The organism is Brevibacterium pityocampae (assembly GCF_039541555.1).
GTDB classification, from domain to species: domain Bacteria; phylum Actinomycetota; class Actinomycetes; order Actinomycetales; family Brevibacteriaceae; genus Brevibacterium; species Brevibacterium pityocampae.
Map to the genome: position 1 here is coordinate 23,490 of NZ_BAABGL010000001.1, position 23,932 is coordinate 47,421.

At 72.3% G+C, this 23,932-nt stretch carries 22 protein-coding genes; 6 read left to right on the top strand and 16 right to left on the bottom strand.

Annotated elements, in window-relative coordinates; genetic code table 11:
* From argF to argC, 5 genes are read right to left on the bottom strand one after another with little or no spacing between them, the layout of a single operon-like run.
* Window positions 1-936, bottom strand: coding sequence for an ornithine carbamoyltransferase (argF, locus tag ABD883_RS00100; protein WP_137320045.1), 936 nt, complete (start codon window positions 934-936; stop codon window positions 1-3).
* Window positions 933-2,144, bottom strand: coding sequence for an acetylornithine transaminase (locus tag ABD883_RS00105; RefSeq protein ID WP_137320046.1), 1,212 nt, complete (start codon window positions 2,142-2,144; stop codon window positions 933-935). Before ABD883_RS00105 ends, argF begins: the two co-directional genes overlap by 4 nt.
* On the bottom strand, window positions 2,141-3,166 hold the full coding sequence (gene argB, locus ABD883_RS00110) for an acetylglutamate kinase (RefSeq protein ID WP_345028917.1): 1,026 nt from the start codon (window positions 3,164-3,166) through the stop codon (window positions 2,141-2,143). Before argB ends, ABD883_RS00105 begins: the two co-directional genes overlap by 4 nt.
* Window positions 3,163-4,323, bottom strand: a complete 1,161-nt coding sequence (gene argJ, locus ABD883_RS00115; protein WP_247423695.1) for a bifunctional glutamate N-acetyltransferase/amino-acid acetyltransferase ArgJ — start codon at window positions 4,321-4,323, stop codon at window positions 3,163-3,165. Before argJ ends, argB begins: the two co-directional genes overlap by 4 nt.
* Window positions 4,320-5,393 (bottom strand): N-acetyl-gamma-glutamyl-phosphate reductase, encoded by a 1,074-nt coding sequence (gene argC / locus ABD883_RS00120; protein ID WP_345028920.1) that lies wholly within the window; start codon window positions 5,391-5,393, stop codon window positions 4,320-4,322. The genes argJ and argC overlap by 4 nt, the downstream gene beginning before the upstream one ends.
* Window positions 5,394-5,472: 79 nt before the next feature.
* Between argC and ABD883_RS00125 the strand changes: the two genes are divergently transcribed.
* The gene (locus ABD883_RS00125) at window positions 5,473-6,444 is read left to right on the top strand and encodes a quinone oxidoreductase family protein (RefSeq protein WP_345028923.1); all 972 of its coding nucleotides are present in this window, start codon (window positions 5,473-5,475) and stop codon (window positions 6,442-6,444) included.
* Window positions 6,445-6,516: 72 nt separating this feature from the next.
* Here ABD883_RS00125 and ABD883_RS00130 read toward each other — a convergent pair whose 3' ends face one another.
* The gene (locus tag ABD883_RS00130; protein ID WP_345028924.1) at window positions 6,517-7,320 is read right to left on the bottom strand and encodes a LysE family translocator; all 804 of its coding nucleotides are present in this window, start codon (window positions 7,318-7,320) and stop codon (window positions 6,517-6,519) included.
* Between the two features lie 170 nt (window positions 7,321-7,490).
* On the opposite strand from ABD883_RS00130, the gene ABD883_RS00135 reads away from it, so the two are divergent.
* Window positions 7,491-8,390: a LysR family transcriptional regulator gene (locus tag ABD883_RS00135; protein WP_345028925.1), complete on the top strand. Its 900-nt coding sequence runs from the start codon at window positions 7,491-7,493 to the stop codon at window positions 8,388-8,390.
* 21 nt (window positions 8,391-8,411) lie between these two features.
* On the opposite strand, the gene ABD883_RS00140 is transcribed toward ABD883_RS00135, so the two are convergent.
* Genes ABD883_RS00140 through pheS form a run of 4 tightly spaced genes read right to left on the bottom strand, consistent with a single transcriptional unit; the run spans window position 8,412 to window position 14,832 of the window.
* The gene (locus ABD883_RS00140) at window positions 8,412-10,397 is read right to left on the bottom strand and encodes an ABC1 kinase family protein (RefSeq protein WP_345028928.1); all 1,986 of its coding nucleotides are present in this window, start codon (window positions 10,395-10,397) and stop codon (window positions 8,412-8,414) included.
* A 55-nt stretch (window positions 10,398-10,452) separates the two neighbouring features.
* The gene (locus ABD883_RS00145; RefSeq protein WP_345028929.1) at window positions 10,453-11,277 is read right to left on the bottom strand and encodes an SDR family oxidoreductase; all 825 of its coding nucleotides are present in this window, start codon (window positions 11,275-11,277) and stop codon (window positions 10,453-10,455) included.
* Window positions 11,278-11,281: 4 nt separating this feature from the next.
* Window positions 11,282-13,789, bottom strand: coding sequence for a phenylalanine--tRNA ligase subunit beta (gene pheT, locus ABD883_RS00150; RefSeq protein WP_345028930.1), 2,508 nt, complete (start codon window positions 13,787-13,789; stop codon window positions 11,282-11,284).
* Window positions 13,789-14,832, bottom strand: coding sequence for a phenylalanine--tRNA ligase subunit alpha (gene pheS, locus ABD883_RS00155; protein ID WP_345028932.1), 1,044 nt, complete (start codon window positions 14,830-14,832; stop codon window positions 13,789-13,791). Before pheS ends, pheT begins: the two co-directional genes overlap by 1 nt.
* Window positions 14,833-14,916: 84 nt before the next feature.
* Here pheS and ABD883_RS00160 point away from each other — a divergent pair, with 84 nt between their 5' ends.
* Together ABD883_RS00160 and ABD883_RS00165 are read left to right on the top strand one after the other, a co-directional pair.
* On the top strand, window positions 14,917-16,395 hold the full coding sequence (locus ABD883_RS00160; protein ID WP_345028933.1) for an MFS transporter: 1,479 nt from the start codon (window positions 14,917-14,919) through the stop codon (window positions 16,393-16,395).
* A gap of 81 nt (window positions 16,396-16,476) precedes the next feature.
* Window positions 16,477-17,745, top strand: coding sequence for a serine hydrolase domain-containing protein (locus ABD883_RS00165; RefSeq protein WP_345028935.1), 1,269 nt, complete (start codon window positions 16,477-16,479; stop codon window positions 17,743-17,745).
* A 39-nt stretch (window positions 17,746-17,784) separates the two neighbouring features.
* Here ABD883_RS00165 and ABD883_RS00170 read toward each other — a convergent pair whose 3' ends face one another.
* The 5 genes from ABD883_RS00170 to infC form a co-directional block, all read right to left on the bottom strand.
* On the bottom strand, window positions 17,785-18,579 hold the full coding sequence (locus tag ABD883_RS00170) for a nuclear transport factor 2 family protein (protein ID WP_345028936.1): 795 nt from the start codon (window positions 18,577-18,579) through the stop codon (window positions 17,785-17,787).
* 169 nt (window positions 18,580-18,748) lie between these two features.
* The gene (locus ABD883_RS00175; protein WP_137320060.1) at window positions 18,749-19,609 is read right to left on the bottom strand and encodes a TrmH family RNA methyltransferase; all 861 of its coding nucleotides are present in this window, start codon (window positions 19,607-19,609) and stop codon (window positions 18,749-18,751) included.
* 108 nt (window positions 19,610-19,717) lie between these two features.
* Window positions 19,718-20,107 (bottom strand): 50S ribosomal protein L20, encoded by a 390-nt coding sequence (gene rplT, locus ABD883_RS00180; RefSeq protein WP_345028938.1) that lies wholly within the window; start codon window positions 20,105-20,107, stop codon window positions 19,718-19,720.
* A 71-nt stretch (window positions 20,108-20,178) separates the two neighbouring features.
* Entirely contained in the window at window positions 20,179-20,376 is a 198-nt protein-coding gene (gene rpmI / locus ABD883_RS00185) for a 50S ribosomal protein L35 (protein WP_137320062.1), read from the bottom strand.
* Window positions 20,377-20,494: 118 nt separating this feature from the next.
* The gene (gene infC / locus ABD883_RS00190; protein ID WP_137320512.1) at window positions 20,495-21,136 is read right to left on the bottom strand and encodes a translation initiation factor IF-3; all 642 of its coding nucleotides are present in this window, start codon (window positions 21,134-21,136) and stop codon (window positions 20,495-20,497) included.
* A 381-nt stretch (window positions 21,137-21,517) separates the two neighbouring features.
* Between infC and ABD883_RS00195 the strand changes: the two genes are divergently transcribed.
* On the top strand, window positions 21,518-21,904 hold the full coding sequence (locus tag ABD883_RS00195) for a DUF1844 domain-containing protein (protein ID WP_137320063.1): 387 nt from the start codon (window positions 21,518-21,520) through the stop codon (window positions 21,902-21,904).
* Between the two features lie 135 nt (window positions 21,905-22,039).
* On the opposite strand, the gene ABD883_RS00200 is transcribed toward ABD883_RS00195, so the two are convergent.
* On the bottom strand, window positions 22,040-23,386 hold the full coding sequence (locus ABD883_RS00200; RefSeq protein WP_137320064.1) for a M20 family metallopeptidase: 1,347 nt from the start codon (window positions 23,384-23,386) through the stop codon (window positions 22,040-22,042).
* Window positions 23,387-23,467: 81 nt separating this feature from the next.
* On the opposite strand from ABD883_RS00200, the gene ABD883_RS00205 reads away from it, so the two are divergent.
* Window positions 23,468-23,929, top strand: a complete 462-nt coding sequence (locus ABD883_RS00205; RefSeq protein ID WP_137320065.1) for a Fur family transcriptional regulator — start codon at window positions 23,468-23,470, stop codon at window positions 23,927-23,929.
* The last annotated feature ends 3 nt before the right edge of the window (window positions 23,930-23,932 follow it).

The following is a 23,932-nucleotide window of genomic DNA, read 5'->3' on the forward strand; positions in this document are numbered from 1 at the left end:
TCAGTGCTCCAGCAGCCAGGTCAACAGCGCCTTCTGCGCGTGCAGCCGGTTCTCCGCCTCGTCGAACACCACCGAGTGGGGTCCGTCGATGAGCTCGGCAGTGATCTCCTGCCCGCGGTAGGCCGGCAGGCAGTGCATGACGAGCGCCTCGTTCGACAGCGCGTGGAGCGCCGCGTCGAGGCGGTAGGCGGCGAACGGCGACTCCTCCCCGGAGCGGCCCTCGTCGTCCTGGCCCATCGACACCCAGGTGTCGGTGACGAGGACGTCGGCACCGGTCGCGGCCTCCCGCGGGTCCTCGGTGACGAGCACAGAGCCGCCGGTGACCGCGGCGAGCTCCTGCGCCTCGGCGAGCACTCCCGGGTCCGGGTGGGAGCCGGCCGGAGCGGCGATCCGCACGTGCATCCCGGCGTTGACGCCGGCGAGCGCGTAGGAGTGGGCCATGTTGTTCGCCCCGTCCCCGAAGTACGCGAGCGTGAGCCCGGACAGTCCGTTGCCCGTCCCGGTGTGCCGGTGCTCGCGGATCGTGAGGAGGTCGGCGAGGAGCTGGCACGGGTGGTAGTCGTCGGACAGTGCGTTGATCACCGGGGCCGAGGAGTGGGCGGCCATCTCCTCGAGCCCGGACTGGGCGAAGGTCCGCCACACGATCGCCGCGACCATGCGCTCGAGGACGCGCGCGGTGTCGGCGACCGACTCCTTGTGCCCGAGCTGGGACTCCCCCGGGTTGATGATGAGCGGGCTGCCGCCGAGCGCGGCGATGCCGGTGGCGAAGGACACCCGGGTGCGAGTGGAGGTCTTGTCGAAGATCACCGCGACCGTCTGCGGTCCAGCGAGCGGCCGGGCGGAGTACGGTGCGGCCTTGAGCTCCGCGGCGAGGTCGAGGACCTCGGTGAGCTCTGCGGGGGCGAGGTCGGTGTCCTTGAGGAAATGGCGGGTCATGCGGCGGTCCCTCCTGCGGTGTCGAGGATGGCGGGCAGGGCGTCGAGGAATTCCCCGAGCTCCCCTTCCGTGATGGTGAGCGGCGGCGCGATGCGCAGCCGGGTGTCGGTCACCGGGTTGACGATGAAACCGGCGTCGAGCGCGGCCTCGGCGACGGCCTTGGCGTTGCCGGCGGTGAGCTCGAGTGCGATGAGCAGCCCGGCCCCGGACACCGCGGCCACACCGTCGATGAGCCGCAGCCGGCCGGCGAACTCCTGTCCGAGACCGCGCACCGCCGGCAGCAGGCCCGCGCGCTCGATCGTGGTGAGCACCGCGAGCCCCGCGGCGGTGGTCACCGGGTTGCCGCTGTAGGTGGAGCCGTGCTGGCCGGGGACAAGCAGCCCGGTGACCGCGTCCCCGAAGGTCAAGGTGGCTCCGAGCGGCAGCCCGCCGCCGAGGCCCTTGGCACAGGTGACGATGTCCGGCACGATCCCCTCGCCGAGGTCCGGGTCCTGGAATGCGAACCAGGACCCGCAGCGACCGATCCCGGTCTGCACCTCGTCGAGGATGAGCAGGGCGCCGGCGGAGCGGGTCGCCTCGCGGGCGGCACGCAGATAGCCGGCCGGGTGGCGGCGCACGCCGGCCTCGCCCTGGATCGGCTCGATGATCACGGCCGCGCAGGTGTCGTCGACCTCGCGGCGCAGCGCCTCGATGTCGCCGTGGGGCACGTGGACGACCCCGGGCACGCCGGGGGCGAACGGGGCGCGGAACGCCTCCTTGCTCGTCATCGCCAGGGCACCCATGGTGCGGCCGTGGAAGCCGCCGGCGACGGCGACGACCTTCGACCGGCCGCCGCCGGCGACCCGGCGGGACATCTTGAGTGCGGCCTCGTTCGCCTCGGCCCCGGAGTTGCAGAAGTACACGGCGGAGCCCTGCGGCGCTGCGGCGACCTCGAGGAGCTTCTCGGCGAGCGCGATCTGCGGCTGCGAGGCGAAGTAGTTCGACACCTGGCCGAGCGTGGCGACCTGATCCGACACCGCCTCGACGAGCGCAGGGTGGGCGTGGCCGAGGGCGTTGACCGCGATCCCGGCGAGCAGGTCGAGGTACTCCTTGCCGGTCTCGTCCCACACCCGGGCACCCTGTCCGCGCACGAGCAGGCGCTGCGGGCGGCCGAGTGCGGGCAGGATCGAGCCGGAGTGGTGGGTGCGCCAGTCGGCGGACTGCGTCATGGGGTCTCCTCGGTGCCGACGGGGCCGTCAGCGCTGCCGTGGCCGCCGGTGGCGCCGCGGTCGTCGGTGCTGTCGTGGCCGTCGTGCATGGTCGCCTGCGGGGTGTCGGCGGCCTCGTGGACCATGGTGCCGATGCCCTGCGTGGTGAAGATCTCGAGCAGGATCGAGTGCGCCATCCGGCCGTCGACGATGTGCGCCTGGCGCACCCCGCTGTCGACGGCGTCGAGCGCGGCGGTCATCTTGGGGATCATCCCGGAGTCGAGGCGCGGCAGCAGCGCGCGCAGCTCTTCGGGCGTGATCTGCGAGATCAGGCTGTCCTTGTCCGGCCAGTCGCGGTAGAGGCCGGGGACGTCGGTGAGCATGATGAGCTTGTCGGCCTGCATCTCCCGGGCGATCGCGGCGGCGGCGAGGTCGGCGTTGATGTTGAGCGGGGTGTCGGCCGCGCCGCCGAGCTCGGCGGCGATCGAGCAGATCACCGGCACGCGGCCGGCGTCGAGCAGCTCCTCGAGCACCTGCGTGTTGACCCGCCGGATCTCGCCGACCCGGCCGAGGTCGACGGTCTCGCCGTCGACCACGGTGGTCGTCGGCACGGCGAGGAGGAGGTCGGCGTCCTCGCCGGAGAGCCCGATCGCGGCGTCGCCGTTCATGTTGATGCGCGCCACGATCTCCCGGTTGACCTGCCCGGCGAGCACCATCCGGATGACCTCGGCGGCCTCCGGGGAGGTCACGCGCTGGCCGCCGCGGAACTCGCTGGGGATCTGGAGACGTTCGAGCATGCGGGAGATCTGCGGGCCGCCGCCGTGGACGACGATCGGGCGCAGCCCGGCGAAGCGGAGGAACGCGATGTCGTCGGCGAAGGCCTGCTGGAGCTCGTGGGAGACCATCGCGTTGCCGCCGTACTTGATGACGATCGTGGCGCCGGCGAAGGTCTTGATCCACGGCAGCGCCTCGGTCAGGGTCTCGGCCTTGGCCTGGGCGCGCACAAGGCGCTCTGCTGGGGTGGGGTGCTGGCGTGCGGTCATGTCGAGTACGCGCTGTTCTCTTCGACGTAGTCATGGGTGAGGTCCGAGGTGAGGATCGTGCCCTCGGCGGTTCCGGCGTGGAGGTCGATCTCGACGACGACGCGGCGGTCGAAGAGCACCTCGGAGGGATCCGCCCCCGGGCTCGAGGCGACGCACACCGGCACGCCGTTGAAGGTCACGTCGATCGCGTCGGGCTCGAACTGTGCCGAGGTGATGCCCACCTGCGCGACGACGCGGCCCCAGTTGGGGTCCTCGCCGAACACGGCGGCCTTGAACAGGTTGGACCGGCCGACCGCGCGGGACACCTCGAGGGCCTGCTCCTCGGAGAAGGCGCCGCGGGTGGTGATGACGATGTCGTGGCCGGCACCCTCGGCGTCGATGTGGAGCTGGTGGGTGAGGTCCTCGCAGGCCTCGGTGAGCAGCGCGGTGAATTCGCCGGTGTCGGCCCGGTGGCCCGAGGCCCCGGAGCTCATGAGGATCACCGTGTCGTTCGTCGACATGCAGCCGTCGGTGTCGAGCCGGTCGAAGCTCCGCGCGGTCGCGGTGCGCAGGGCGGCGTCGAGCTCGGAGGCGTCGAGGACCGCATCGGTGGTGAGGACGACGAGCATCGTGGCGAGCCCCGGGGCGAGCATGCCGGCACCCTTCGCCATCCCGCCGATCCGGTAGGCGGTGCCCTCGCGCTCGACCGTCTTGGGCACGGTGTCGGTCGTCATGATCGCCCGCGCGGCGGCCTCACCGCCGGCCGGTGCGGCCTGCGCGGTCTCGGCGAGCGCGGGGAGGCCGGCGAGGATCCGGTCGCGGAAGTCCTGCCCGCCGACGCCGATGAGCCCGGTCGAGCACACGAGCACGTCGAGGGCGTCGATGTCGAGGAGCTCCGCGGTGCGCTCTGCGGTGGCGTGGGTGGTCTCGAAGCCGAAGGAGCCGGTGTAGCAGTTCGCTCCCCCGGAGTTGAGGACGACGGCGCGGGCGCGGCCGTCGGCCGAGGCCTGCTGGGACCACAGCACCGGGTTGGCCCTGCACCGGTTGGAGGTGTAGACGGCGGCGACGGCATCGGATTCCCCGGTGTTGTGGACGAGGGCGAGGTCCGGGGTGCCGCTGGGCTTGAGGCCCGCGGTCGTCGCGGCCGCGGCGAAGCCGCGGGGGTAGGTCACGCTCATGGGGCGACTCCTTCGGTGGGCAGGGCGGTGGACTCCGCGAGTCCGAGGGCGAGGTGGGCGGACTGGAGTGCCTGGCCAGCGGTGCCGCGCACGAGGTTGTCGAGGGCGACGGAGACGAGCACCGTGCCGGCGCGGGCGTCGACGGCGCACTGGAGGTGCGCGGTGTTCGCCCCCGTCGTCGCCGCGGTGTGGGGCCACTGCCCGGCCGGCAGCAGCCGGACGAAGCGCTCCGCGGAGTAGGTGCGCTCGAACACGGCCCGGACGTCCTCATCGCTCGCCTCCGCGGTGAGCGGGGCGGAGAGCGTGGCGAGGATGCCGCGGGACATCGGCACGAGAGTCGGGGTGAAGGAGATCCGCACGCCCGGGTCGTCGACGGGGCGGCCGAGCACGCCGGCGAGGTTCTGCTCGATCTCCGGGACGTGCCGGTGGGTGCCGGCGGTGCCGTAGGGGCTCGCGTCGCCGAGCACCTCGGCGGCGAGCAGGTGGGGCTTGAGCGCCTTGCCGGCCCCGGACACGCCGTTGGCGAGCACCGCGGTGAGCCGGGTCGGGTCGACGAGTCCGGCGGCGAGCAGCGGCTGCAGGCCGAGCGTGACGGCGGTGACGTTGCAGCCGGGGACCGCGATGCGCCGCGTGGTGCGGAGCCTTTCGCGCTGCCGGGTGCCGTCGGCGAGCAGGAGCTCGGGCAGGCCGTAGGTCCAGGTGCCGGGGTGCTCCGAGCCGTAGAAATCCTCCCAGGCGCGCACGGAATGCAGGCGGTGGTCGGCGGCGAGGTCGACGATGAGGGTGTCCGGGGAGGACTCGGCGAGCTCGGCGGCGATCCGGCCGGAGGCGCCGTGCGGCAGCGCGAGGACGACGACGTCGTGTCCGGCGAGGACCGCGGCGGTCGACTCCTGCACGGTCATGTCCGCGTAGGCGACGAGGTGCGGCTGGTGCTCCCCGAGCCTGCTCCCTGCTGTCGAATGGCCGCACACGGTTGTAACGTGAAGGTCTGGATGCCCGCTCAGGAGGCGCAGGACCTCGCCCCCGGCGTACCCGGTGGCCCCTGAGACGGCGACAGTGAAACCTGACATATGTATAACGATACATCACACACGGTAATTATTCATGCCGGTGTCCGCGGCCGACGGCCGCAGTAGAGGAGGCACTCCCATGCACGCTGTCCACGCCACCCGCAAGGGCGGACCCGAGGTCCTCGAGTACGTCGAGGTGCCGGACCCGAGCGCAGGTCCCGGCGAGCTGCTCGTCGCCGTCGAGGCCGCCGGCATCAACTTCATCGACACCTACCGCCGCTCGGGCATGTACCCGATGGACTTCCCGCACATCGTGGGCGTCGAGGGCGCCGGAGTGGTCGAGGCCGTCAGCGAGGGCGTCACCGGGTTCACGCCTGGCGACCGGGTGGCCTGGCACGATGCGCCCGGCTCCTACGCGGAGAAGGTCGCCGTGCGCGCGGACATGGTCATGCGGGTGCCGCACGGCGTGTCCGCCGAGGCCGCAGCCGCGATCCCGCTGCAGGGGCTCACCGCGCAGTACCTGGCGACCGGCTCGCATCGGATCGAACCGGGCCAGACCGCGCTCGTCCACGCCGCCGCCGGCGGAGTGGGCCTGCTGCTCACCCAGATCATCAAGCACCTCGGCGGCCGGGTCATCGGCACAGTGGGCACCGAGGAGAAGGCGGAGCTCGCCCGGGGTGCCGGGGCCGACGAGGTGTTCCTCTACGGCGAGGGCGTCGACATCGCCGCGAAGGTGCGCGAGCTCACCGACGGCGCCGGCGTCGACGTCGCCTACGACGGGGTCGGGAAGGACACCTTCGACGCCTCGCTCGCCTCGCTGACAGTGCGCGGCTCGATGGTGCTGTTCGGGGCGGCCTCCGGCGCGGTGGAGCCCTTCGACATCCAGCGCCTCAACTCCGCCGGCGGCGTCTTCCTCTCCCGGCCCTCGCTCCAATGGTTCGTCACCGACCCCCAGGAGCTCGCCGAGCGCTCGGCGATGCTGTTCGACGGCCTGGAGAACGGCTGGCTCGACTTCCGGGTCGGCACGACCTTCCCCCTCGCCGAGGCCGCCGAGGCCCACCGCGCGCTCGAGGGCCGGAAGACCACCGGCAAGGTCGTCCTCATCCCCTGAGCACCGCCCGCAGGGCCCAGGTGCTCCGGCGCGGTGCGCAGGCCGCCGGCACCTCGCCTCGACCGGAGCGCCTCAGAAGAACGGGATCGACAGCCCGAGGAGGACGAGCACCCCGCCGGACACGAGGTCCATGGTCAGCGTGCCGCGCCGGCTCTCGAGGCGGCGGCCGAGCCCGGCGGCGCTCGCGGCGAGGACGAGGGAGTAGAGCGCGAACACCGCGACGATCGTCAGCACGAGGCCGGCGAGGAGCACGATTCCCTGCTCGCGCGGGAGGAACGCGGGGAACAGCGCGAGGAAGAACATCCCGGTCTTCGGGTTCGTCAGGCTGCTGAGCAGCCCGACGGGGAACGGTGAGCGCCGGCGTTCTCGGGCGCCGGCGCCCGGCGCTCCTCCATCGGCGGCGGGCACGACCGCGGGCTTGCGGGTCAGGGTGTCCGCGCCCCCGCCCGCCGTGCCGGCATGCCGGGCCGAATCGACTCCGGCAGCGGACTGCGATGCGGCGCCGGCCGATGCTTCGGTGCCGGCGGGCGCCTCGGCGGCAGCATAGGGCACGACGACGGCCCGGGCGCCGGCGCGGATGCGCCGCTCGACCTGCCACACGCCCCACAGGGTGCGGAGGCCGAGGAAGGTGAGGTAGAGCCCGCCGCAGACCGCGAGCACGGTGCGCGCGGCCGGGTAGGTCTGGAGCAGGGCGGCGAGGCCGGACAGTGCGAGGACCGCCCACACGGCGATGCCGCAGGCCGCGGCGGAGGCGTAGATCAGCCCCCGGCGGAACGACTGCGCGCCGTAGCGCAGCGTGAGGAAGGTGTCGGGTCCCGGTGTCACCGCGAGGATGAGGGCCGCTCCGAGGAAGGCGGTGTACTCCGCGCCGGTCATGCGGCTGCCCGTGCTGCGTCCATGGCCTGTGAGCCCCTTTCGTGCGGTCGAGTCCGTGCGATCATGGGCGCCGGCTTCCCGGGCGCCCGGTTCAGGATGCACCCCCGCGACCGTCCGCGTCCACCTCACTTTCCCCGATGATCGTCAGCCTGCGACGTATGATCGCTGGCATGCAGAATCTCAACCGGCTGCGGGTCTGGCGCGCAGTGGTGGCGAGCGGCTCCGTGCAGCAGGCGGCGCGCAATCTCGCGTACTCCCCGGCGACGGTGAGCCAGCACATCATCGCGCTCCAGAACACCGTCCCCACCCCGATCTACCGGCGCGACGGCCGGGGAATCGCCATCACCGAGGCGGGTCGGGCGCTCGCGGAGCGGGCCGGTGCGCTGCTCGCCGAGGCCGCCGGGTTCAACGCCTTCGTCGACCAGCTCGCCGCCGGCCCCACCGATCGCCTCACGCTCGGCAGCTTCTCCTCGGCGACGACGGCCTGGCTGCCCGATGTGCTCCGGGCCGCGCAGCTGCGCTTCCCCGGCCTCCACCTCGAGATCATCGCCAACGAACCGGCCCCGCCCGGGGAACGGACCTTCGCGGACATGGAGGTGCGCGCCGAATCGGGGTTCTCCCCGCCGGTGCACGTGCGCGGCTACGACCGGGAGGAGCTCCTCGAGGATGCCTACGTGCTCGTCGTCGAGTCCGACCACCCGCTCGCCCGCGAGCCCGAGGTGCGGATGGCCGCGCTCGCCGAGCACGCGCTCGTCGACCTCCACGTGCAGGGCAGCCCGACCGGCGAGGTCATCGACGCAGCCGCGCGGGCCGCCGGACTCACGCTCACCTACACCGCCGGCGCCGACGACCACCACGGGGTGCTCGCGATGGTGGCGGCCGGGATGGGGAGCACGGTGCTGCCGCACCTGGCGATCCGGGACCTGCCCGCCGGCCTCGTCGCCCGGCCGCTCCTCGACCCCACGCCGGTGCGCCGGATCGCGCTCCACACCCGGCAGACGATGGCGCAGCTGCCGCACGTCGCGTTCCTGCGCCGCGAGCTCGGCCGGATCGCCCGCACGGAGGACTGAGCTCGCCGGGGCGCGGGACGGCTAGCGGAATCTGCGCTCGCGCAGCGCCGGGGCGATGACGACGGCGGAGAGGATGAAGCCGATGAGGAGCATCCACGCACCGAAGTAGGTGAACACCCGCAGCTCGGGGGCGAGCGGCGGGCCGAAGTTCGCGCTCATCATCAACACGCCGCCGAGGATGAGCGCGGTGGCGATGATGACCTGGATGAACTGGTCGACCGTCGAGCGCACGAGGGTCTTGATGAGGTCGATGTTGAGCCCGCTCGTGCCGATGTCGAGCGTGCCGTCCTGGAGGTGCTTGACCACCCGGCTGACCTCGACGGGCAGGCTCGCCAGCACCGGCAGGGTCGAGCCGACGTAGAGCGAGAGGTTCTCCGCCGATTCGTGGAGGTCGCGGGACTCCGCGAGCAGCTCGTCGGCGTGCTCGCGCACCATGACGAGGAGGTCGGAGGACGGGTCGAGCTTCGTCAGGCTGCCCTCGAGCGTGCTGATCGCACGGAACGCGTTGGCCACCGCCGAGGGCATCTCGAAGCCCTGGTCGATGACGAAGGCGAGGAGCTCGGTGAACAGTGCCGAGGAGCCGCCGGGCATGCCGCCCTCGAACTGGAGCATGATCTGCCCGATGTCGCGCTGCATGGACCGCAGGTCGACGCCCACCGGGGTGCCGAAGATGTCGAGCACGGCGTTCATCGCGGCCTCGGAGTTCTGGTGCTCGAAGGCGAGCAGGAGCATCGCGATGTCGCGGCGGTCGCGGCGGTCGATCCGCCCCACGCTGCCGAAGTCGATGAGCCCGGCCCGGCCGGAGGCGTCGATCATGATGTTGCCGGCGTGGAGGTCGGAGTGGAAGATCCCCTTGATGAGCACCTGGCGGGCGACCATGAGGAAGAGGTCGCGGGCGATGTCGGCCCGCGCGATGTCGGACAGCTCCTCGAGCAGCGGTCCCGCCTTGGCCAGCGGCACGCCGCGCACCCGCTCGAGCACGATCACGCGCTCGGTGCTGAGCTCGGGGTAGACCTGCGGGATCCGCACCACCGAGTCCTCGTGGTGCGCGGTGGCCTCGCGCAGCGCGATCGTGTGCCGCACCTCCCCGCGGTAGTCGAGCTCCTCGCCCAGGGTCTCGAGGAAGCCGCGGGCGATCGACGTGACCCCGATCGTGCGCGCCCAGCCGGCGGTGTTCTCGAGCCGTTCGGCGAGCGTCATGATGATGTCGGAGTCCGCGCGCACCTGCTTGCGCAGCTTGGGCCGCTGCACCTTGACGACGACCTCGGTGCCGTCGAGGGTCACCGCGCGGTGGACCTGCGCGACGGAGGCGGCGGCGAGCGGCACGGTGTCGAACTCAGCGAACACCTCGGTCACCGACCGGCCCCAGGCGTCCTCGAGCTCGGCGCGGATGTCCTCGAAGGGCACGGGCGGGACGTCGGACTGGAGCTTGGAGAACTCCTCGACGAACTCGGCCGGCACGATGTCGGCGCGGGTGGCGATGAACTGGCCGAGCTTGACGAAGGTGACGCCGGCGGCGGCGAACGCCTCGGCGGTGGTCTTCGCGATCTCCCGGGTGGACACCCGCAGCGTCGGGATGCGGGGGCGCATGAAGCGCGAGAGCCCGAACTTCAGCAGGATCCGCTGGATCTGGGAGAGGCGGCTGACGCGGCGGTACCACGTGGGCACGCGGGACACCGAGCGGGCGAAGTGGGAGAACGAGCCGCTCGGCAGCACGATCTCGATCGCGAGCAGGACGACCATCTGGATGACGACGAGCCACGCGAACACGAGGAGGAACACCATGACGGCGGGGAAGCTCATCTCGATCCACGGGATGTCGCCGTCCTGGGAGATCCCGAACATCTCGAAGGCCTGGAGGGTGATCGGCCACAGCGACATGCCGATGACGAGGGAGACGATCGTGTTGCGCAGCGCGCCGGTGCCCACGGTGATCGTGCGGCGGACGAGCACGCCGACGACGACGGCGTTGAGGAGCCCGAGCAGGATCGACCAGAGGATATTCACAGGACCACCTGTCGTGTCGGGGCGGGTCGGGTCGGACCCAGCCTACCGGTCCGGATCAGCCCTCCCGGGGATCGAGGCGGAGGCGGCGGGTGTTCTCCGCGAGGCCGTCGGCGGCCGCGGCGAGGGACTCCGGGGTGTCGACCCCGGCGCGCACATAGCGCCCGGACCAGGCGTCGAGCCAGCCGCCGGCGAGCGCGAGCGCGAGGTCGACGAGGGCGGCCGGGGAGGTCCAGTCGTCTCCGGTGCGCCGGTCGTGGATCGGCATCGAGCGGGTCATGTCGGATTCGATGACGCCCGGGGACATCTCGAAGATCCGCAGCCCGCGCTCCCAGCCGAAGTGGTGCACGGAGTCGGCGAGTCGGAACAGGGCCGCCTTCGACGCGGAATAGGCCGCGTACTGCGGGGTGCCGGTGGCGCCGGAGCCGGAGTTGAGGTCGATGATCCGCACCGGTTCCCCGGTCGCGGCGGCGACATCGAGGAGATGGGGGACGAACCGGTGGACGACGAGGAACGGGCCGATGGTGTTCGTCCTGATGACGCGGACGAGGTCGGCCGGATCGGCCTCCCAGACCGGGCCCTCGGTCGATTCGATGACCCCGGCGTTGTTGACGAGCACGCCGAGCCGGATGCCGCGCTCGGCCTCGAGACCGGTCACCGTGTCCAGCAGTGCCGCGACGCTCTCAGGGTCCGCGACGTCCAGCCGCACTCCGAGCACCGTGGCCCCGGTCTGATGCGCGATCTCCGCGGCCGCGCGCTCGGCACCGGCGGCGGAGGTAGCGGTGAGGAGCACCGGATGCCCGGCGGCGGCGAAACCGGCCGCGAGGTGGCGGCCGATCCCCCGGCTGCCACCGGTGACGAGGACGAGCGTGGAGTCATTCATCGGCTCAGCTCCTCACCTCGGCGCCGAACCGCTGCGCGGCGACGGCGGTGGCGGCCTCGCGCAGCGCGGAGGCCTCGTCGGCGGTGAGCGTGCGGTCCGCGGCACGGAAGGTCATCCGGAACGCCAGGGACTTCTGTCCCTCGGGCACCTGGTCACCGGTGTAGACGTCGAACACCTCGAGGGTCTCGAGCTCCGCACCCGCCCCGTCCCGCAGGGCCCGTGCGACCTCGGCGGCCGGGGTGTCGGCGGCGACGACGAGCGCGACGTCCTGGCGGGACACCGGGTAGGAGGACAGGACGCCGGCCCAATCACGGGAGTCCTCCTGGCCGAGCAGCGCGTCGAGGTCGATCTCGAAGGCCACGCTGCGCTTCGGCAGGCCGAGGTTCTCGAGCACCTTGGGGTGGAGCTCCCCGGCGTGGCCGAGCACGGTGCCGTCGGCGAGCACGAACTCCGCGCACCGCCCCGGGTGGAACGGCGCCCGGCGGGCTGCGCGCACCTCGGCGCCGAGACCGCACGCCGCGACCATCCGGCGCACTGTGTCGATGACGTCGGCGGCCTCGGCGGCCCGTCCGGCACCCCAGGTGCCGGGCAGCTCCGCGCGGCCGGCGATGACGCCGGCGTAGTGGAAGGGCTGGGGCGGGACGGAGTCGCGGATCGCCGCGAGCTCGTCGGCGCTCGGGTGGTAGCCGGGCTCGAACCGCAGCCCGGGTTCGGGCGCGCGCTCGGGCAGGGTCACCATGCCGGCCTCGAACACCGCGACGTCCTTGAAGCCGCGACCGGTGTTGCGTGCGATGGCGTCGACGAGCGTGGCGAGCAGGTGGGTGCGCATGAGCGGCTGGTCGTCGGCCATCGGGTTGGCGAGTCGGACGGCCCGGCGGCGGGCGTCGTCGGCGGGCAGGAGCAGCTCATCGCTGCGCTTCTCCGAGGTGAACGGGTAGGTGAGCACCTCGGTGTAGCCGAGCCCGGCGAGCAGGTTCGACAGGCGCCGGCGGGCCCGCTGCGCGGCGGTGAGGCCGCGGCCGCCCGGGGCCTGGGGCAGCACCGAGGGGATGCGGTCGTAGCCGCCTGCCCGGGCGATCTCCTCGACGAGGTCGATCGGATCGGTGAGGTCGGAGCGCCATGTCGGCACGGTGACCTGCGCGGTGTCGCCGCTGACCTCGACGTGCGCGCCGATCGCCTCGAGCAGCCCGGTGACCTCGGCCGGCGAGTAGTCGACCCCGACCTTCCGGGCGGCCAGATCGAGCGGCAGGGCGATGGTGCGGGCGGCGGGCGCCTCGCCTGCGACGGTGGTCGCCGGGTCGAGGGTGCCGCCGCCGAGCTCGACGAGGAGCTCCGCGGCACGCTGGGCGGCCACCGGGCCGAGTGCCGGGTCAACGCCGCGCTCGAAGCGGCGCGAGGCCTCCGAGGGCAGCCGGTGCCGGCGGGCGGTGCGGGCGATCGAGACCTCGTCGAAGTGCGCGGCCTCGAGGAGGATGTTCCGGGTGGTCGCGGACACCTCGAGCGCGGCGCCGCCCATGACGCCGGCGAGCCCGATGATGCGGGAGTCGCCGTCGGACTCGTCGGTGATGAGGAGATCCTCGGGATCGAGCGTGCGGGCGACGTCGTCGAGCGTGGTGAGCGTCTCCCGGGCACGCGCGCGCCGCACGACGATGCGCTCCCCGAGCAGGTCGAGGTCGTAGGCGTGGAGCGGCTGGCCGAGCTCGAGCATGACGTAGTTCGTCACGTCGACGGCGAGGCTGATGGGGCGCATCCCGGCCTCGAGGAGCCGGCGCTGCATCCAGAACGGGGTGCGCGCGCCCGGGTCGATGTCGCGGACGATGAGCGCGGTGAAGCGCGAGCAGCCGGGCACCCCGTGGATCGGAGCGTCGTCGGCGAGGTCGACCGGGAAGCCGTCGGCGGTGGGCTCTGCGACCGGGCGGTCCGCCGGATCGCGGAACGCCTGGCCCTTGAGCATCGCGTACTCGCGCGCGATGCCGCGGATCGAGAGCTGGTAGCCGCGGTCGGGGGTGACGTTGACGTCGAGCGTGGTGCGGTCGAGGCCGAGGAGTGCCGCGGCGTCGTCACCGGGCTCGCCGGTGAGGCCGAGCGCGGTGAGCACGATGATGCCGTCGTGGTCCTCGCCGAGACCGAGCTCGCGCAGCGAGCAGATCATGCCGTCGGACACGTGGCCGTAGGTCGTGCGCGCCCCGATCCGGAAGTCGCCGGGCAGCACGGCACCGGGGAGCGCGGCGACGACGAGGTCGCCTGCGGCGAAGTTGTGGGCGCCGCACACGATGCCGCGCGGCTCGTCCTCCCCGACGTCCACCTGGCACCAGTTGATCGTCTTGCCGTTGGAGTGCTCCTCCGGTTCGAGCGCGAGGACGCGGCCGACGACGAGCGGGCCGGACACCTCGGGACCGAAGAAGTCCTCCTCCTCGAGGCCGATGCCGGCGAGGTCGGCGGCGAGCTGGTGCGGGTCGTCGACGACGGTCAGGTCGACGTGCTCGGAGAGCCATTCGAGTGGGACGCGCATCAGGCGTTCACCCCGAACCGGGCGGAGAAGCGGAGGTCGCCCTCGACCATGTCGTGCATGTCGTTGATCCCTTCCTGGAGCATGAGCGTGCGCTCGATGCCCATGCCGAATGCGAAGCCCTGGTACTCCTCGGGGTCGATCCCGGCGGCGCGGAGCACGTTGGGGTGCACCATGCCGCAGCCGCCCCACTCGATCCAGCCGGGACCGCCGACCTTGTTCGGGAACCAGAAGTCCATCTCAGCGCTCGGCTCGGTGAAGGGGAAGAAGCTCGGGCGCAGCCGGGTGTGGGACTCGGGTCCGAACATCGCGCGGGCGAAGTCGTCGAGCGTGCCCTTGAGGTGCGCCATGGTGAGGCCGCGGTCGATCGCGATGCCCTCGATCTGGTGGAACACCGGGGTGTGGGTGGCGTCGAGCTCGTCGGTGCGGAAGACCTTGCCCGGGCACACGACGTAGAGCGGCACGCCGCGCTCGAGCAGCGAGCGGGACTGCACCGGGGAGGTGTGGGTGCGCAGGACGAGGGCGGCGGCCTCCGGGTCGAGGAAGAAGGTGTCCTGCATCTGCCGGGCGGGGTGGTCGGGGCCGAAGTTGAGGGAGTCGAAGTTGAGCCATTCGGCCTCGACCTCGGGGCCCTCGGCGACCTCCCAGCCGTGAGCGATGAAGTGGTCGGCGACGCGCTCCTGAAGGAGCTGCAGCGGGTGGCGGGCGCCGGTGGAGCGGCGGGCGGTGGGGAGGGTGACGTCGATGGTCTCGGCGACGAGCACCTCGGCCTCGCGCTGCTCCTCGAGCTCGGCCAGCCGGGCGTCGTGGGCGCGCTTGACCGCGCCGCGGGACTGCCCGACGAGCTTGCCGGCCTGGGCCTTCTCCGCCTTGTCGAGCTGCCCGATGCCGCGGTTGGCCAGTGCCAGCGGGGAGCGGTCGCCCATGTGATCGATCTTGGCGGCCTTGAGCGCGTCGAGGGTGTCGGCGGCGGCGAATGCGGCGGCCGCGGCGGCCACTGCGGCGGCGACCGCGGTCTCGTCGCGCGGATCGAGGTGCTCTGTCATCGGCCTTCTTTCTCTCGTGGTGAACCGACCGTCCATCAGTCTAACGAAGGTTGGCCCCGCTCCGGCGTCGCTATGCTCGGGATCATGCCCACCCTGCCGCACGCCCGCCTGGTTCTCGCCGGGTTGTCGCTGGGCACCATGCTCAATCCGCTGAACTCGACGATGATCACCGTCGCCGTGATCGCGATCGCCGGAGACCTCGGGGCGACGTTCGTCGAGGTGAGTTGGGTCGTCACCGTGTTCTACCTCGTGTCGTGCACCGCGCAGCCGGTGCTCGGCCGGTTCGCCGACCGCTACGGCCCGCAGCGGATCTTCGTGTCCGGGATGCTCGTCGTCCTCATCGCCGCGGTATGGGGCTCGCTCGCGCGCGACATCGTGGGGCTCAGCGCGGCTCGCGGCCTGCTGGCCCTCGGCACCGCGTGCGCGTACCCGTCCGCAGTCAACCTGCTGGGGCGGTGGGTGCGGCCGGGGCCCGATTCGGTGCGGGCGCTCGGCGGGATCCAGGTGGTGAACTTCCTCGGGATGGCGCTCGGGCCGGCGCTCGGCGGTCTCGCGCTCGCGCTGTTCGACTGGTCGGCGCAGTTCTGGCTCAACATCCCGCTCGCACTCGGCGCCGGCATCATCGTCGCCCTCGCCGCGCCCCGGGATTCCGCCCGTGGATACTCTGCGGCGAGCACGGGACCCGCCGCCGAGGCGCCCGCGGACGCGCCCGGTGCGGACACCTCGGCCCCCGGCGGCACCAGGGACGGCACGGACCGGGGAGGCCGTGGTCCACGGCGCGGGCTGCTCGCGGTCTTCTTCACCGCCGATGTCCCCGGGGTGCTCGGGTTCTCGCTGGCGATGTCGGCGCTCATCCTCGCGCTGCTCGACTCGGTCCCCGGGATGCGTGCACCGCTGGCCGTGCTCGCGGTGGGCGCCGGGGTGCTGTTCGTGCTGTGGGAGCTCCGCGCCCCGGTGCCGGTGCTCGATCTGCGCGCGCTCCGGGCGAACCCCGCGCTGCTCATGGTGCTGCTCCAGTTCGGCCTGTTCAACGTCGTGTTCTACCTGGTGCTGTTCGGGTTCCCGCCGTTCCTCGAGGCGGTCGTCGGGATGCCGGTGGCGCAGGTGGGACTGTGCATGGCCGCGCTCGCGGTGGTGTCGGCGTCGATGGTCGCCCCGGCCACCCGGCTCCTCGGCCGGTGGGGGCTGCGGCGGTTCCTCGTCCTCGGGTCGGCGATCCTGCTCCTCGGGGTCGTCGTGCTCCTGCCGATCGGCACCGGGTCCGCGTGGTGGCTCAGCGCACTCGCCCTCGTGCTCCTCGGCGTCCCCTACGGCCTCATCCCGCTCGGGCTCAATCAGGCGATGTTCACCGCCGCCCGGGTCGGCGCGGCCGGGGTGGCGGCCGGGCTGTTCCAGCTCGCACGCTATCTGGGGGCGGTCGTCGCGATGGTGATCATGGCGGTCATCGTCGGGGATGCGATCTCCCCGGCGGGCTGGATGTCCCTCGTCGTCGCGATGATCGTCGTCACCGGGCTCGGCATCCTGCTCGTGCTCGCATCCCGCCCACCGCGCGCGGGCCGGTGACCGGGCCGATCACGAGGCGTTTCCGTTACCGAACCGCATCCCGATGTTGCCCGGGCACCCGGCCGCGGAGACACTGGGGGCATGAGTGGGGCCCCGAGTGAGAGTCGTGAGTCGTCCGCTGCGTCCAGCGCGGAGGCGATCGCGCGGTTCGAATCCGCCGCCCGGTCCGCCGTGGAATCCCGACGCCTGCCCGCGCTCCTCGCCCTCACCGCAGGCCGAGAGACCTACTCCTTCTCCGCGTCCCCGCCCGGCGGGGAGCCCCTGAGCGAGGAGACGGTGGTGTGGTACGCCTCGCTGTCGAAGACGTTCACCGCGCTCGCCGCCCTCCGCCTCGTCGACGCAGGCCTGCTCGACCTCGACGCCCCGATCACCGATGTCACCCACCTCCGAGAGGTCCGGATCCTCACCGGGTACGACGCGTCCGGCGCCCGGTATGCCGTGCCGCGGACACCGATCACCGCGCGGATGCTGCTGACCCATACCGCCGGGTTCGGCTACGACTTCCTCGAGTCGCGCCTCGGCCGCTACGCCCGCGAGCACGCGGTGCCCTCCCGGGTGAGCAGCCGCGCCGCCAGCCTCGAGCTGCCGCTCATCGCGGAACCGGGTACGCAGTGGAACTACGGGATCGGCATCGACCTGCTCGGGGTCGTGCTCGAGGCCCGGTGCGGGGAGACCTTGGAGCGCATTCTGCGCACCTGGGTGCTCGATCCACTGGGCCTCGATTCGGTGCGCTTCGGCCCTCACGGCCCGGCGGCGCCGATGCACTCGCGCACGCGGTACGAGGACGGGAGCGCGCGGCTCGCCCCGCTCGACCTGCGCTACCCCGACGATCCGGAGCAGGCCGCCGGCGGGGGCGGGCTCTACGGCACACCGCGGGACTTCCTCCGGCTGCTCCGCGCGCTGCTCGCCGATTCCGCCCCGCAGCGCTCCAATGCACCGGGCTCCCCCGCACCTCACTCGGCCGACTCGGGCTCCCCTGCACTCGGCTCCCCCGGTATCACCGGTGCGCCGCTGCTGAGCCCGGTGCTCTCCGCCGAGGCGCGCCGGGCCCAGTTGCCCGCCGGCTGGGTCTCCCCACGCCGCTCGGCGCTGCCGACGAGCACGGAGGACTGGGACTTCATCCCGGAGCAGGGCGACAACTGGTCGCTGCTCGGAATGACGAATACACGGACCGGCCCCCATGGCCGCGCTCCGGGCGGGCTCATGTGGGCCGGTCTGTGCAACTCCTACTTCTGGGTCGACTGGGAGAACCGGGACTGCGGAGCGCTGTTCACGCAGATGCTGCCGTTCGCCGACCCGTGCGCCCTCGAGCTGTTCTCACTCCTCGAGGCGACGGTCCCCCGCACCTGACCCCGTCGCACCGGCCCCGGCGGGTGGACCCCGGCGCCCTCAGTCCGCGGTCGAGGCGAAGGCGCCGTGCGGGTGGGCGAGCTGGTCGTCGGGGGCGACCGGGCCGATCGCGTCCCACAGCTCCACCCAGGCCCCGTCCTCGATCCGCCACAGCTCGCAGAAGAAGTGCCGCTCCCCCGCGATCGACCCCTCGGAGTAGGTGAGGACGAAGTCCCCGTCCGCGACGGACCGGTGCATCGTGTCGTAGGTCAGCGCCGAGCCGTCGGCCTTGAGCTGCTCGAGGAAGTCGACCATGTTCTGCACACCGTCGGCGATGTCCCCGGAGTGCTGCGCGAACCGGTCGTCGGCGCGGGTGAACTCGCCGGCCGAGGCGTAGTCCTGTCCCTGGAGGAATCGCGTCCACGCCGTCTCGACGAAGGCGCGGCTCGCCTCGGAGTCGGCGGTCGGGTCGACCTCGGTGGGCCCGTCGAGCTGGGTCCGGCCGGAGGCGTTGGGCGGCGTCTGCTCGACGAGGCCGTCCCAGTGCTCGACGATCTTCCCGTCGGCCACCCGGTAGATGTCGAAGCCCACGTAGACGGTGTCCGGGTCGAGCCCGGGGTAGGCGCCGTGGAGGGCGACGAGGCCCTTCTCCTCGTCGACGAGGACGCGGGCGACGTCGTGTCGCAGGCCGTCGCCGGCACCGATGACGAGGGCGCGCAGGCCGTCCTTGCCGTCGGCGACGAGCGGGGAGTGCTCGACGTAGTCGGCGGAGAAGTTCCGGTCGAGCGTGGAGAGGTCGTGCTCGGTGAAGAGCTCCCGGTCCGCGGTGAGGACGAGGTCTCGGATGTCGGTCATCTTCTGCTCCTTGGTCGCTGGGCGGTGGGGCGCCTGCGGGCCCGGTCGCACACCGATGTGCGGCCGGAGAAGTGCGGGCCCGTCCGCTTCCCAGGCTACGCCCCGCGGCCGTGCGGGGACACCCCTGCGGCAGCCCGCGAGACCACACCTCTCGCCGCGGTGCGGGTGGTCACGCCTGGGCGGCGCGGGCGCTCTCGTAGATGCAGATCGCGGCGGCGGTGCCGAGGTTGAGGCTCTCCGCGCGCCCGTAGATCGGGATCGCCACCGCACCGTCGCACTCGGCGCGGTCCTTCTCCGGCAGCCCCCATGCCTCGTTGCCGAACACCCACAGGGTGGGCCGGGCGAGATCGAGTCCGGTCTCCCACGGCTGGTGGAGGTCGTGGGCCGGCGGGTGGGCGTCGGCGGCGAGCACCTGGAGCCCGCGGGCCCGGGCGAGCTCGGCCACCTCGGGCAGGCCCACCCCGGTGACCACGGGGACGTGGAAGAGGGAGCCGGCGGTCGAGCGGACGGTCTTCGGGTTGTAGACGTCGACGCTCGAGGAGGTGATGATCACCGCGTCGGCGCCGGCGGCGTCGGCGACCCGCAGGACGGTCCCGGCATTGCCGGGGTCGCGCACCTGGGACAGCACGACGACGAGGCGCGCGCGCTCGGTCACGATCTCGGTGAGCGGCACGTCGAGGGTCGAGCAGACGGCGACGATCCCCTGCGAGGCGACGGTGTCGGAGATCTCGCCGAGGAGCGCGTCGGCGATCGCGCGGACCGGGATCCGGGCCGCCGCGGCGGTTCCGAGGATGTCGGTGTGACGGGCGGCGGTCTCCTCGGTGACGAAGACCTCGATCACCTGGACCGGCACGGGTGCGCCCCGATCCCCGGCGGCGGCCACGGCCTCGCGGACCGCTTGGGGCCCCTCGGCGAGGAACCGGCCCTCCTTGGTCCGCCACGAGCGGTTTGCCAGCTTGGCGGCGGCGCGGATGCGGGCGGACTTCGGCGAGGTGATGCGGTCGTCGGCGGGCGTCGGGGTGCGGCTCATGCCCTCCAGCCTAGTGGTGCGTCGGGCCGGTGAATAGTGCGATCCCGGGGAATCGGTGTCGATTCCCCGGGATCGGCGACCGGCGGATCCGCCGTGGGCGGAGCGCGATCAGGCTGCGGAGGTCTTGGCGGCGTTGACGTCGGCCGGCAGGGCTTCCTTGGCGATCTTGACGAGCGCGGCGAAGGTCGCGGCTTCGTTGACGGCGAGCTCGGCGAGCATGCGGCGGTCGACCTCGACACCGGCGCCCTTGAGACCCTGGATGAAACGGTTGTAGGTCATGCCGTTGGCGCGCGCCCCGGCGTTGATCCGCTGGATCCAGAGGCGACGGAAGTCGCCCTTCCGGGCGCGACGGTCGCGGTAGCTGTAGACCAGGGAGTGGATGACCTGCTCTTTGGCCTTGCGGTAGAGACGGGACCGCTGTCCGCGGTAGCCGCTCGCGCGGTCGAGGATGACCCGGCGCTTCTTCTTGGCGTTGAGCGCCCTTTTCACACGTGCCACGTGTACTCCTTAGAACGAATCGGGTGCCGCACTGCGGCGGCGCAGGCCTGCACGGCCTCGGGAACCGGTGATCAGCGCTTGCCCAGCAGCTTGAGGGCCTTGGCGGCGTCACCCTTGGTCAGCGTCTGGTCCATCGACAGCCGACGCTTGCGGCGCGAGGACTTGTGCTCGGCGAGGTGGCGATTGTTCACGCGCTCGCGCATGACCTTGCCGCTGCCGGTGAGGCGCAGGCGCTTCTTGGCGCCGCTGTGGGTCTTCTGCTTCGGCATGGTGCCGTTCTCCTTCTCATGTCGACGCGCCGGTGGGAACCGGTGCGATCGACGATCGGTGTGCGTGTCGCGCGCTCGCGCCCACCCGCGGTGCGGGCCGGGTGCGAGCACGAAGAACTTATGACTCGTCGTCGTCGGCGGGAGCGGTGCCCGCCTTGGCCTGGGCCGCCCGTTCGCGCCGGGACTTGACCTCGGCGCTCGCACCCTTGGCGTCGCGGCTCGCCTTGCGGGATTCCGCCTTGGCGTCCGCCTTGTTGCGGAAGGGTGCCACGACCATCACCATGTTCCGGCCGTCCACACGCGGCGAGGACTCGACGGAGCCGAGCTCGGACACGTCCTCGGCCAGCCGGTTGAGCAGCTTGATGCCCATCTCGGGGCGCGACTGCTCGCGACCGCGGAACATGATCATGACCTTGACCTTGTCGCCGCCGGCGAGGAACCGGGAGACGTGGCCCTTCTTGGTCTCGTAGTCGTGCTCGTCGATCTTCAGCCGGAACCGGATCTCCTTCAGCGCCATGTTGGCCTGATTCTTCCGGGACTCGCGTGCCTTCTGAGCGGATTCGTACTTGAACTTGCCGTAGTCCATGAGCTTGGCCACGGGCGGCTTGGCCTGCGGTGCCACCTCGACGAGGTCGAGGTCTGCCTCGCGGGCGAGGTCGAGTGCCTTGCGGATGGCGACGATCCCCACCTGCTCCCCGTTGGGGCCGACCAGGCGGACTTCCGGTACCCGAATCCGATCATTGATGCGCGGCTCGCTGATGTGCTCGCTCCTTCTTCGACGATGAGGTGAACCGAAAGAGAAAAGGCCCCCTTCGGCACATGCGAAGGGAGCCCGGTTCGAAGCACACGCACGCGGAGACCACGTCCGATCGGTCCGTGTGGAGCAGGACCGTATTCGAGAACCCGATCGCCTGAGGCGATCCAGGTGGGAGCCAGGCTCCTCTTTGCACCCGTTCATCGTACTACGACCGGTGCCGGACTGCACAATCGAGCCCCGCCGCGGGTGTCGGGGAGCCCCCACCCGCCCCCGGGACCGCGCTGCCGAGTCGACCCCGCCTCGGGTGCGGGCGGACAGCGGACCGCGCCCGGTGCGGGGCTCCGCCGTGCCGGAGCAGGGGGCGGGATATGGGATGCTGGGGGGATGACCGAACCGCACACGAATCCTCCACTCGATCCCACCTCGGACGCGGACGCCCAGGCCGTCCGGGACATCGCCGAGGTCCCGGCCGTTGAGATCATCTCCGCGGCCGCCGTCCACCTCATGAGCGCCGCCGCCGTCAAGTGCGGTCTCGCCGAGGACACCGACGCGCAGAGCGCCGCCGAGCTCACCGACCTCGACGAGGCGCGCAAGCTCATCACCGCCCTCGCCGGACTCGTCACCGCCGGCGCCACGGAGATCGGCGACCACCACGCCCGGCCGCTGCGCGACGGGCTGCGCAGCCTGCAGCTCGCGTTCCGCGAGGCCTCGTCGATCCCCGACGCCCCCGGCCAGGGGCCCGGAGAGAAGTTCACCGGCCCGGTCCGCTGACCCGCCCGGGCCCCGCTTGATCAGCCGCAGGTCCCATTCTCCAGTCCTTCCCCGCCGAACTGCGCGGTATCCGGATCCGGTCGCGCAATTGCGCGCTCGGTTTCGGATACCGCGCAGTTCGCGGCTGTGCCCCGCTCAGTCGAAGTAGCGCGGGACGTCGATCGCGCCGCCGCCGGCCGTGAAGTCCCGCTCGACGGCCGCGGCGAGCGCGTCGTCGCACAGGTAGTCGAGGGCGGTGGCGGCCAGCCCGTAGGCCCCGTCGACCACCGCGGCATCGGCCCGCGGGGACGCGGCGGCATCGGCGAAGGCGCGGGTGTGCCAGGCGACGTCGGCGTCCGCGATCGCGATCGTCGGGTGGATCCCCGGCATCCGCCAGCTCACGTTCCCGAAGTCCGTCGAGGCCGCGAGCGTGTCCGGCACGATCCCGGCCGGCACGGGCTGCCGTCCGCGCGCCTGCTCGTGGACGGCCCAGCGCGCGGCGAGCTCGCTGCTGGCCCGCACCGGCAGGCTCGGCGGATTGGCGTCCCAGCCGACCTCGACCCCGCAGCCCGTCATGAGCGCCGCGCCGCGGGCGATGTCCTCGACCCGGGCGGAGAGCTCGCGCAGGGTCTGCGGGTACGCGGAGCGGACGTACACGCTCACCCGTGCCGACTCGGTGATGATCGACGGCCGGTCCCCGCCGTCCGGGATCGAGGCGTGGACGCGGTCGACGGGGAGCATCTGCTGGCGCAGCAGTCCGATCCCCTGGTACATGAGCGCGGCCGCGTCGAGCGCGTTGCGCCCCATGAACGGCTGCGCCGAGGCATGCGCGGCGATCCCGCGGAACGTGACGTCGAGCGTGCGCCGTCCGAGCCAGGTCTGCTCCGCGGCATCGGTGCCCGAGGGATGGAGCATGAGCGCGGCGTCGATGCCGGCGAAGGCCCCGTGGCGGGCCATGATCTCCTTGCCGGTGCGCCCCTCCTCCGCCGGCGTGCCGAGGAGCACGACCCGTCCGGGCAGCGGCGTGGCCGGGTCGGTGCCGCGCATGACGTCGACGACGGCGAGGAAGGCGCCCACGGCCGAGGCGGCGATGACGTTGTGGCCGCAGGCATGGCCGATGCCGGGCAGCGCATCGTACTCGGCGAGCAGGGCGACGGTCCGACCGGTGTCCGCGCTCCCCCAGCCCGCCTCGAGCGCGGTGTCGAGGCCGTGCACCCCGATCTCCGCACTCACCCCGGCACCGGCGAGGACGCCCTCGAGGAGGCGCACCGAGCGATGCTCCTCGAAGGCCACCTCGGCGGTGCGGTGGACAGCATGGGAGAGCGCGACGAGGCGCTCCCGCCGACCCTCGAGCGCGGCGCGGAGGCGGTGGAGGAGGGAGACCGGCGCCCCGGTGTGCACCGAGTGCGGCGGACCCGCCGCCCGGGCCCGCGCCTCGGTCTCGGCCCGCATCGCATCGAGGTAGAGCGTGCTCGGACGGGTGGGCTCGGCTCGATCACTCATGCTCGCCACCCTATCGGCCGGGTGAGCGACTCCACAGTCGTTTTCTTGAGCAGTTCCAGAAAAGGGCATAGAGTGGTGGACGTGACGACATCGAGTGCCTCCGAGCTGATCCGGGCTGCCGGGCTGCGGGTGACCGCGCCCCGCCAGGCCGTGCTCGAGGTGCTCCGCACCTCCTCCGGTCATCCCGACGTGGAGGAGATCACCGCCGCCGCCCGCACGCGGATCGGCAGGGTCTCGCATCAGACCGTCTACGACGTGCTCGCAGCCTTCGAGCGCGCCGACCTGGTCCGGTGCATCGACCCCACCGGCTCCGCCGCGGCCCGGTACGAGTTCCAGCGGCACGACAACCACCATCATCTGGTCTGCCGGTCCTGCCGGGAGATCGTCGATGTGCCGTGCAGCGGGGACGATGTGCCGTGCATGCACCCCCCGGAGTCCCACGGCTTCGCCGTGGAGCTCGCGGAGGTCGTGTACTGGGGGCAGTGCGCCCGGTGTCGCGACGCCCAGGAGGATCCATCACGATCCGCAACGGTCTCCCTTTAAGGA

Excerpts from the sequence above, each read along its gene's own strand:
- argF (WP_137320045.1), bottom strand. The coding sequence starts at position 936 with ATGACCCGCCATTTCCTCAAGGACACCGACCTCGCCCCCGCAGAGCTC.
- ABD883_RS00105 (WP_137320046.1), bottom strand. The coding sequence starts at position 2,144 with ATGACGCAGTCCGCCGACTGGCGCACCCACCACTCCGGCTCGATCCTG.
- argB (WP_345028917.1), bottom strand. The coding sequence starts at position 3,166 with ATGACCGCACGCCAGCACCCCACCCCAGCAGAGCGCCTTGTGCGCGCC.
- argJ (WP_247423695.1), bottom strand. The coding sequence starts at position 4,323 with ATGAGCGTGACCTACCCCCGCGGCTTCGCCGCGGCCGCGACGACCGCG.
- argC (WP_345028920.1), bottom strand. The coding sequence starts at position 5,393 with ATGTCAGGTTTCACTGTCGCCGTCTCAGGGGCCACCGGGTACGCCGGG.
- ABD883_RS00125 (WP_345028923.1), top strand. The coding sequence starts at position 5,473 with ATGCACGCTGTCCACGCCACCCGCAAGGGCGGACCCGAGGTCCTCGAG.
- ABD883_RS00130 (WP_345028924.1), bottom strand. The coding sequence starts at position 7,320 with ATGACCGGCGCGGAGTACACCGCCTTCCTCGGAGCGGCCCTCATCCTC.
- ABD883_RS00135 (WP_345028925.1), top strand. The coding sequence starts at position 7,491 with ATGCAGAATCTCAACCGGCTGCGGGTCTGGCGCGCAGTGGTGGCGAGC.
- ABD883_RS00145 (WP_345028929.1), bottom strand. The coding sequence starts at position 11,277 with ATGAATGACTCCACGCTCGTCCTCGTCACCGGTGGCAGCCGGGGGATC.
- pheT (WP_345028930.1), bottom strand. The coding sequence starts at position 13,789 with ATGCGCGTCCCACTCGAATGGCTCTCCGAGCACGTCGACCTGACCGTC.
- pheS (WP_345028932.1), bottom strand. The coding sequence starts at position 14,832 with ATGACAGAGCACCTCGATCCGCGCGACGAGACCGCGGTCGCCGCCGCA.
- ABD883_RS00160 (WP_345028933.1), top strand. The coding sequence starts at position 14,917 with ATGCCCACCCTGCCGCACGCCCGCCTGGTTCTCGCCGGGTTGTCGCTG.
- ABD883_RS00165 (WP_345028935.1), top strand. The coding sequence starts at position 16,477 with ATGAGTGGGGCCCCGAGTGAGAGTCGTGAGTCGTCCGCTGCGTCCAGC.
- ABD883_RS00170 (WP_345028936.1), bottom strand. The coding sequence starts at position 18,579 with ATGACCGACATCCGAGACCTCGTCCTCACCGCGGACCGGGAGCTCTTC.
- ABD883_RS00175 (WP_137320060.1), bottom strand. The coding sequence starts at position 19,609 with ATGAGCCGCACCCCGACGCCCGCCGACGACCGCATCACCTCGCCGAAG.
- rpmI (WP_137320062.1), bottom strand. The coding sequence starts at position 20,376 with ATGCCGAAGCAGAAGACCCACAGCGGCGCCAAGAAGCGCCTGCGCCTC.
- ABD883_RS00195 (WP_137320063.1), top strand. The coding sequence starts at position 21,518 with ATGACCGAACCGCACACGAATCCTCCACTCGATCCCACCTCGGACGCG.
- ABD883_RS00200 (WP_137320064.1), bottom strand. The coding sequence starts at position 23,386 with ATGAGTGATCGAGCCGAGCCCACCCGTCCGAGCACGCTCTACCTCGAT.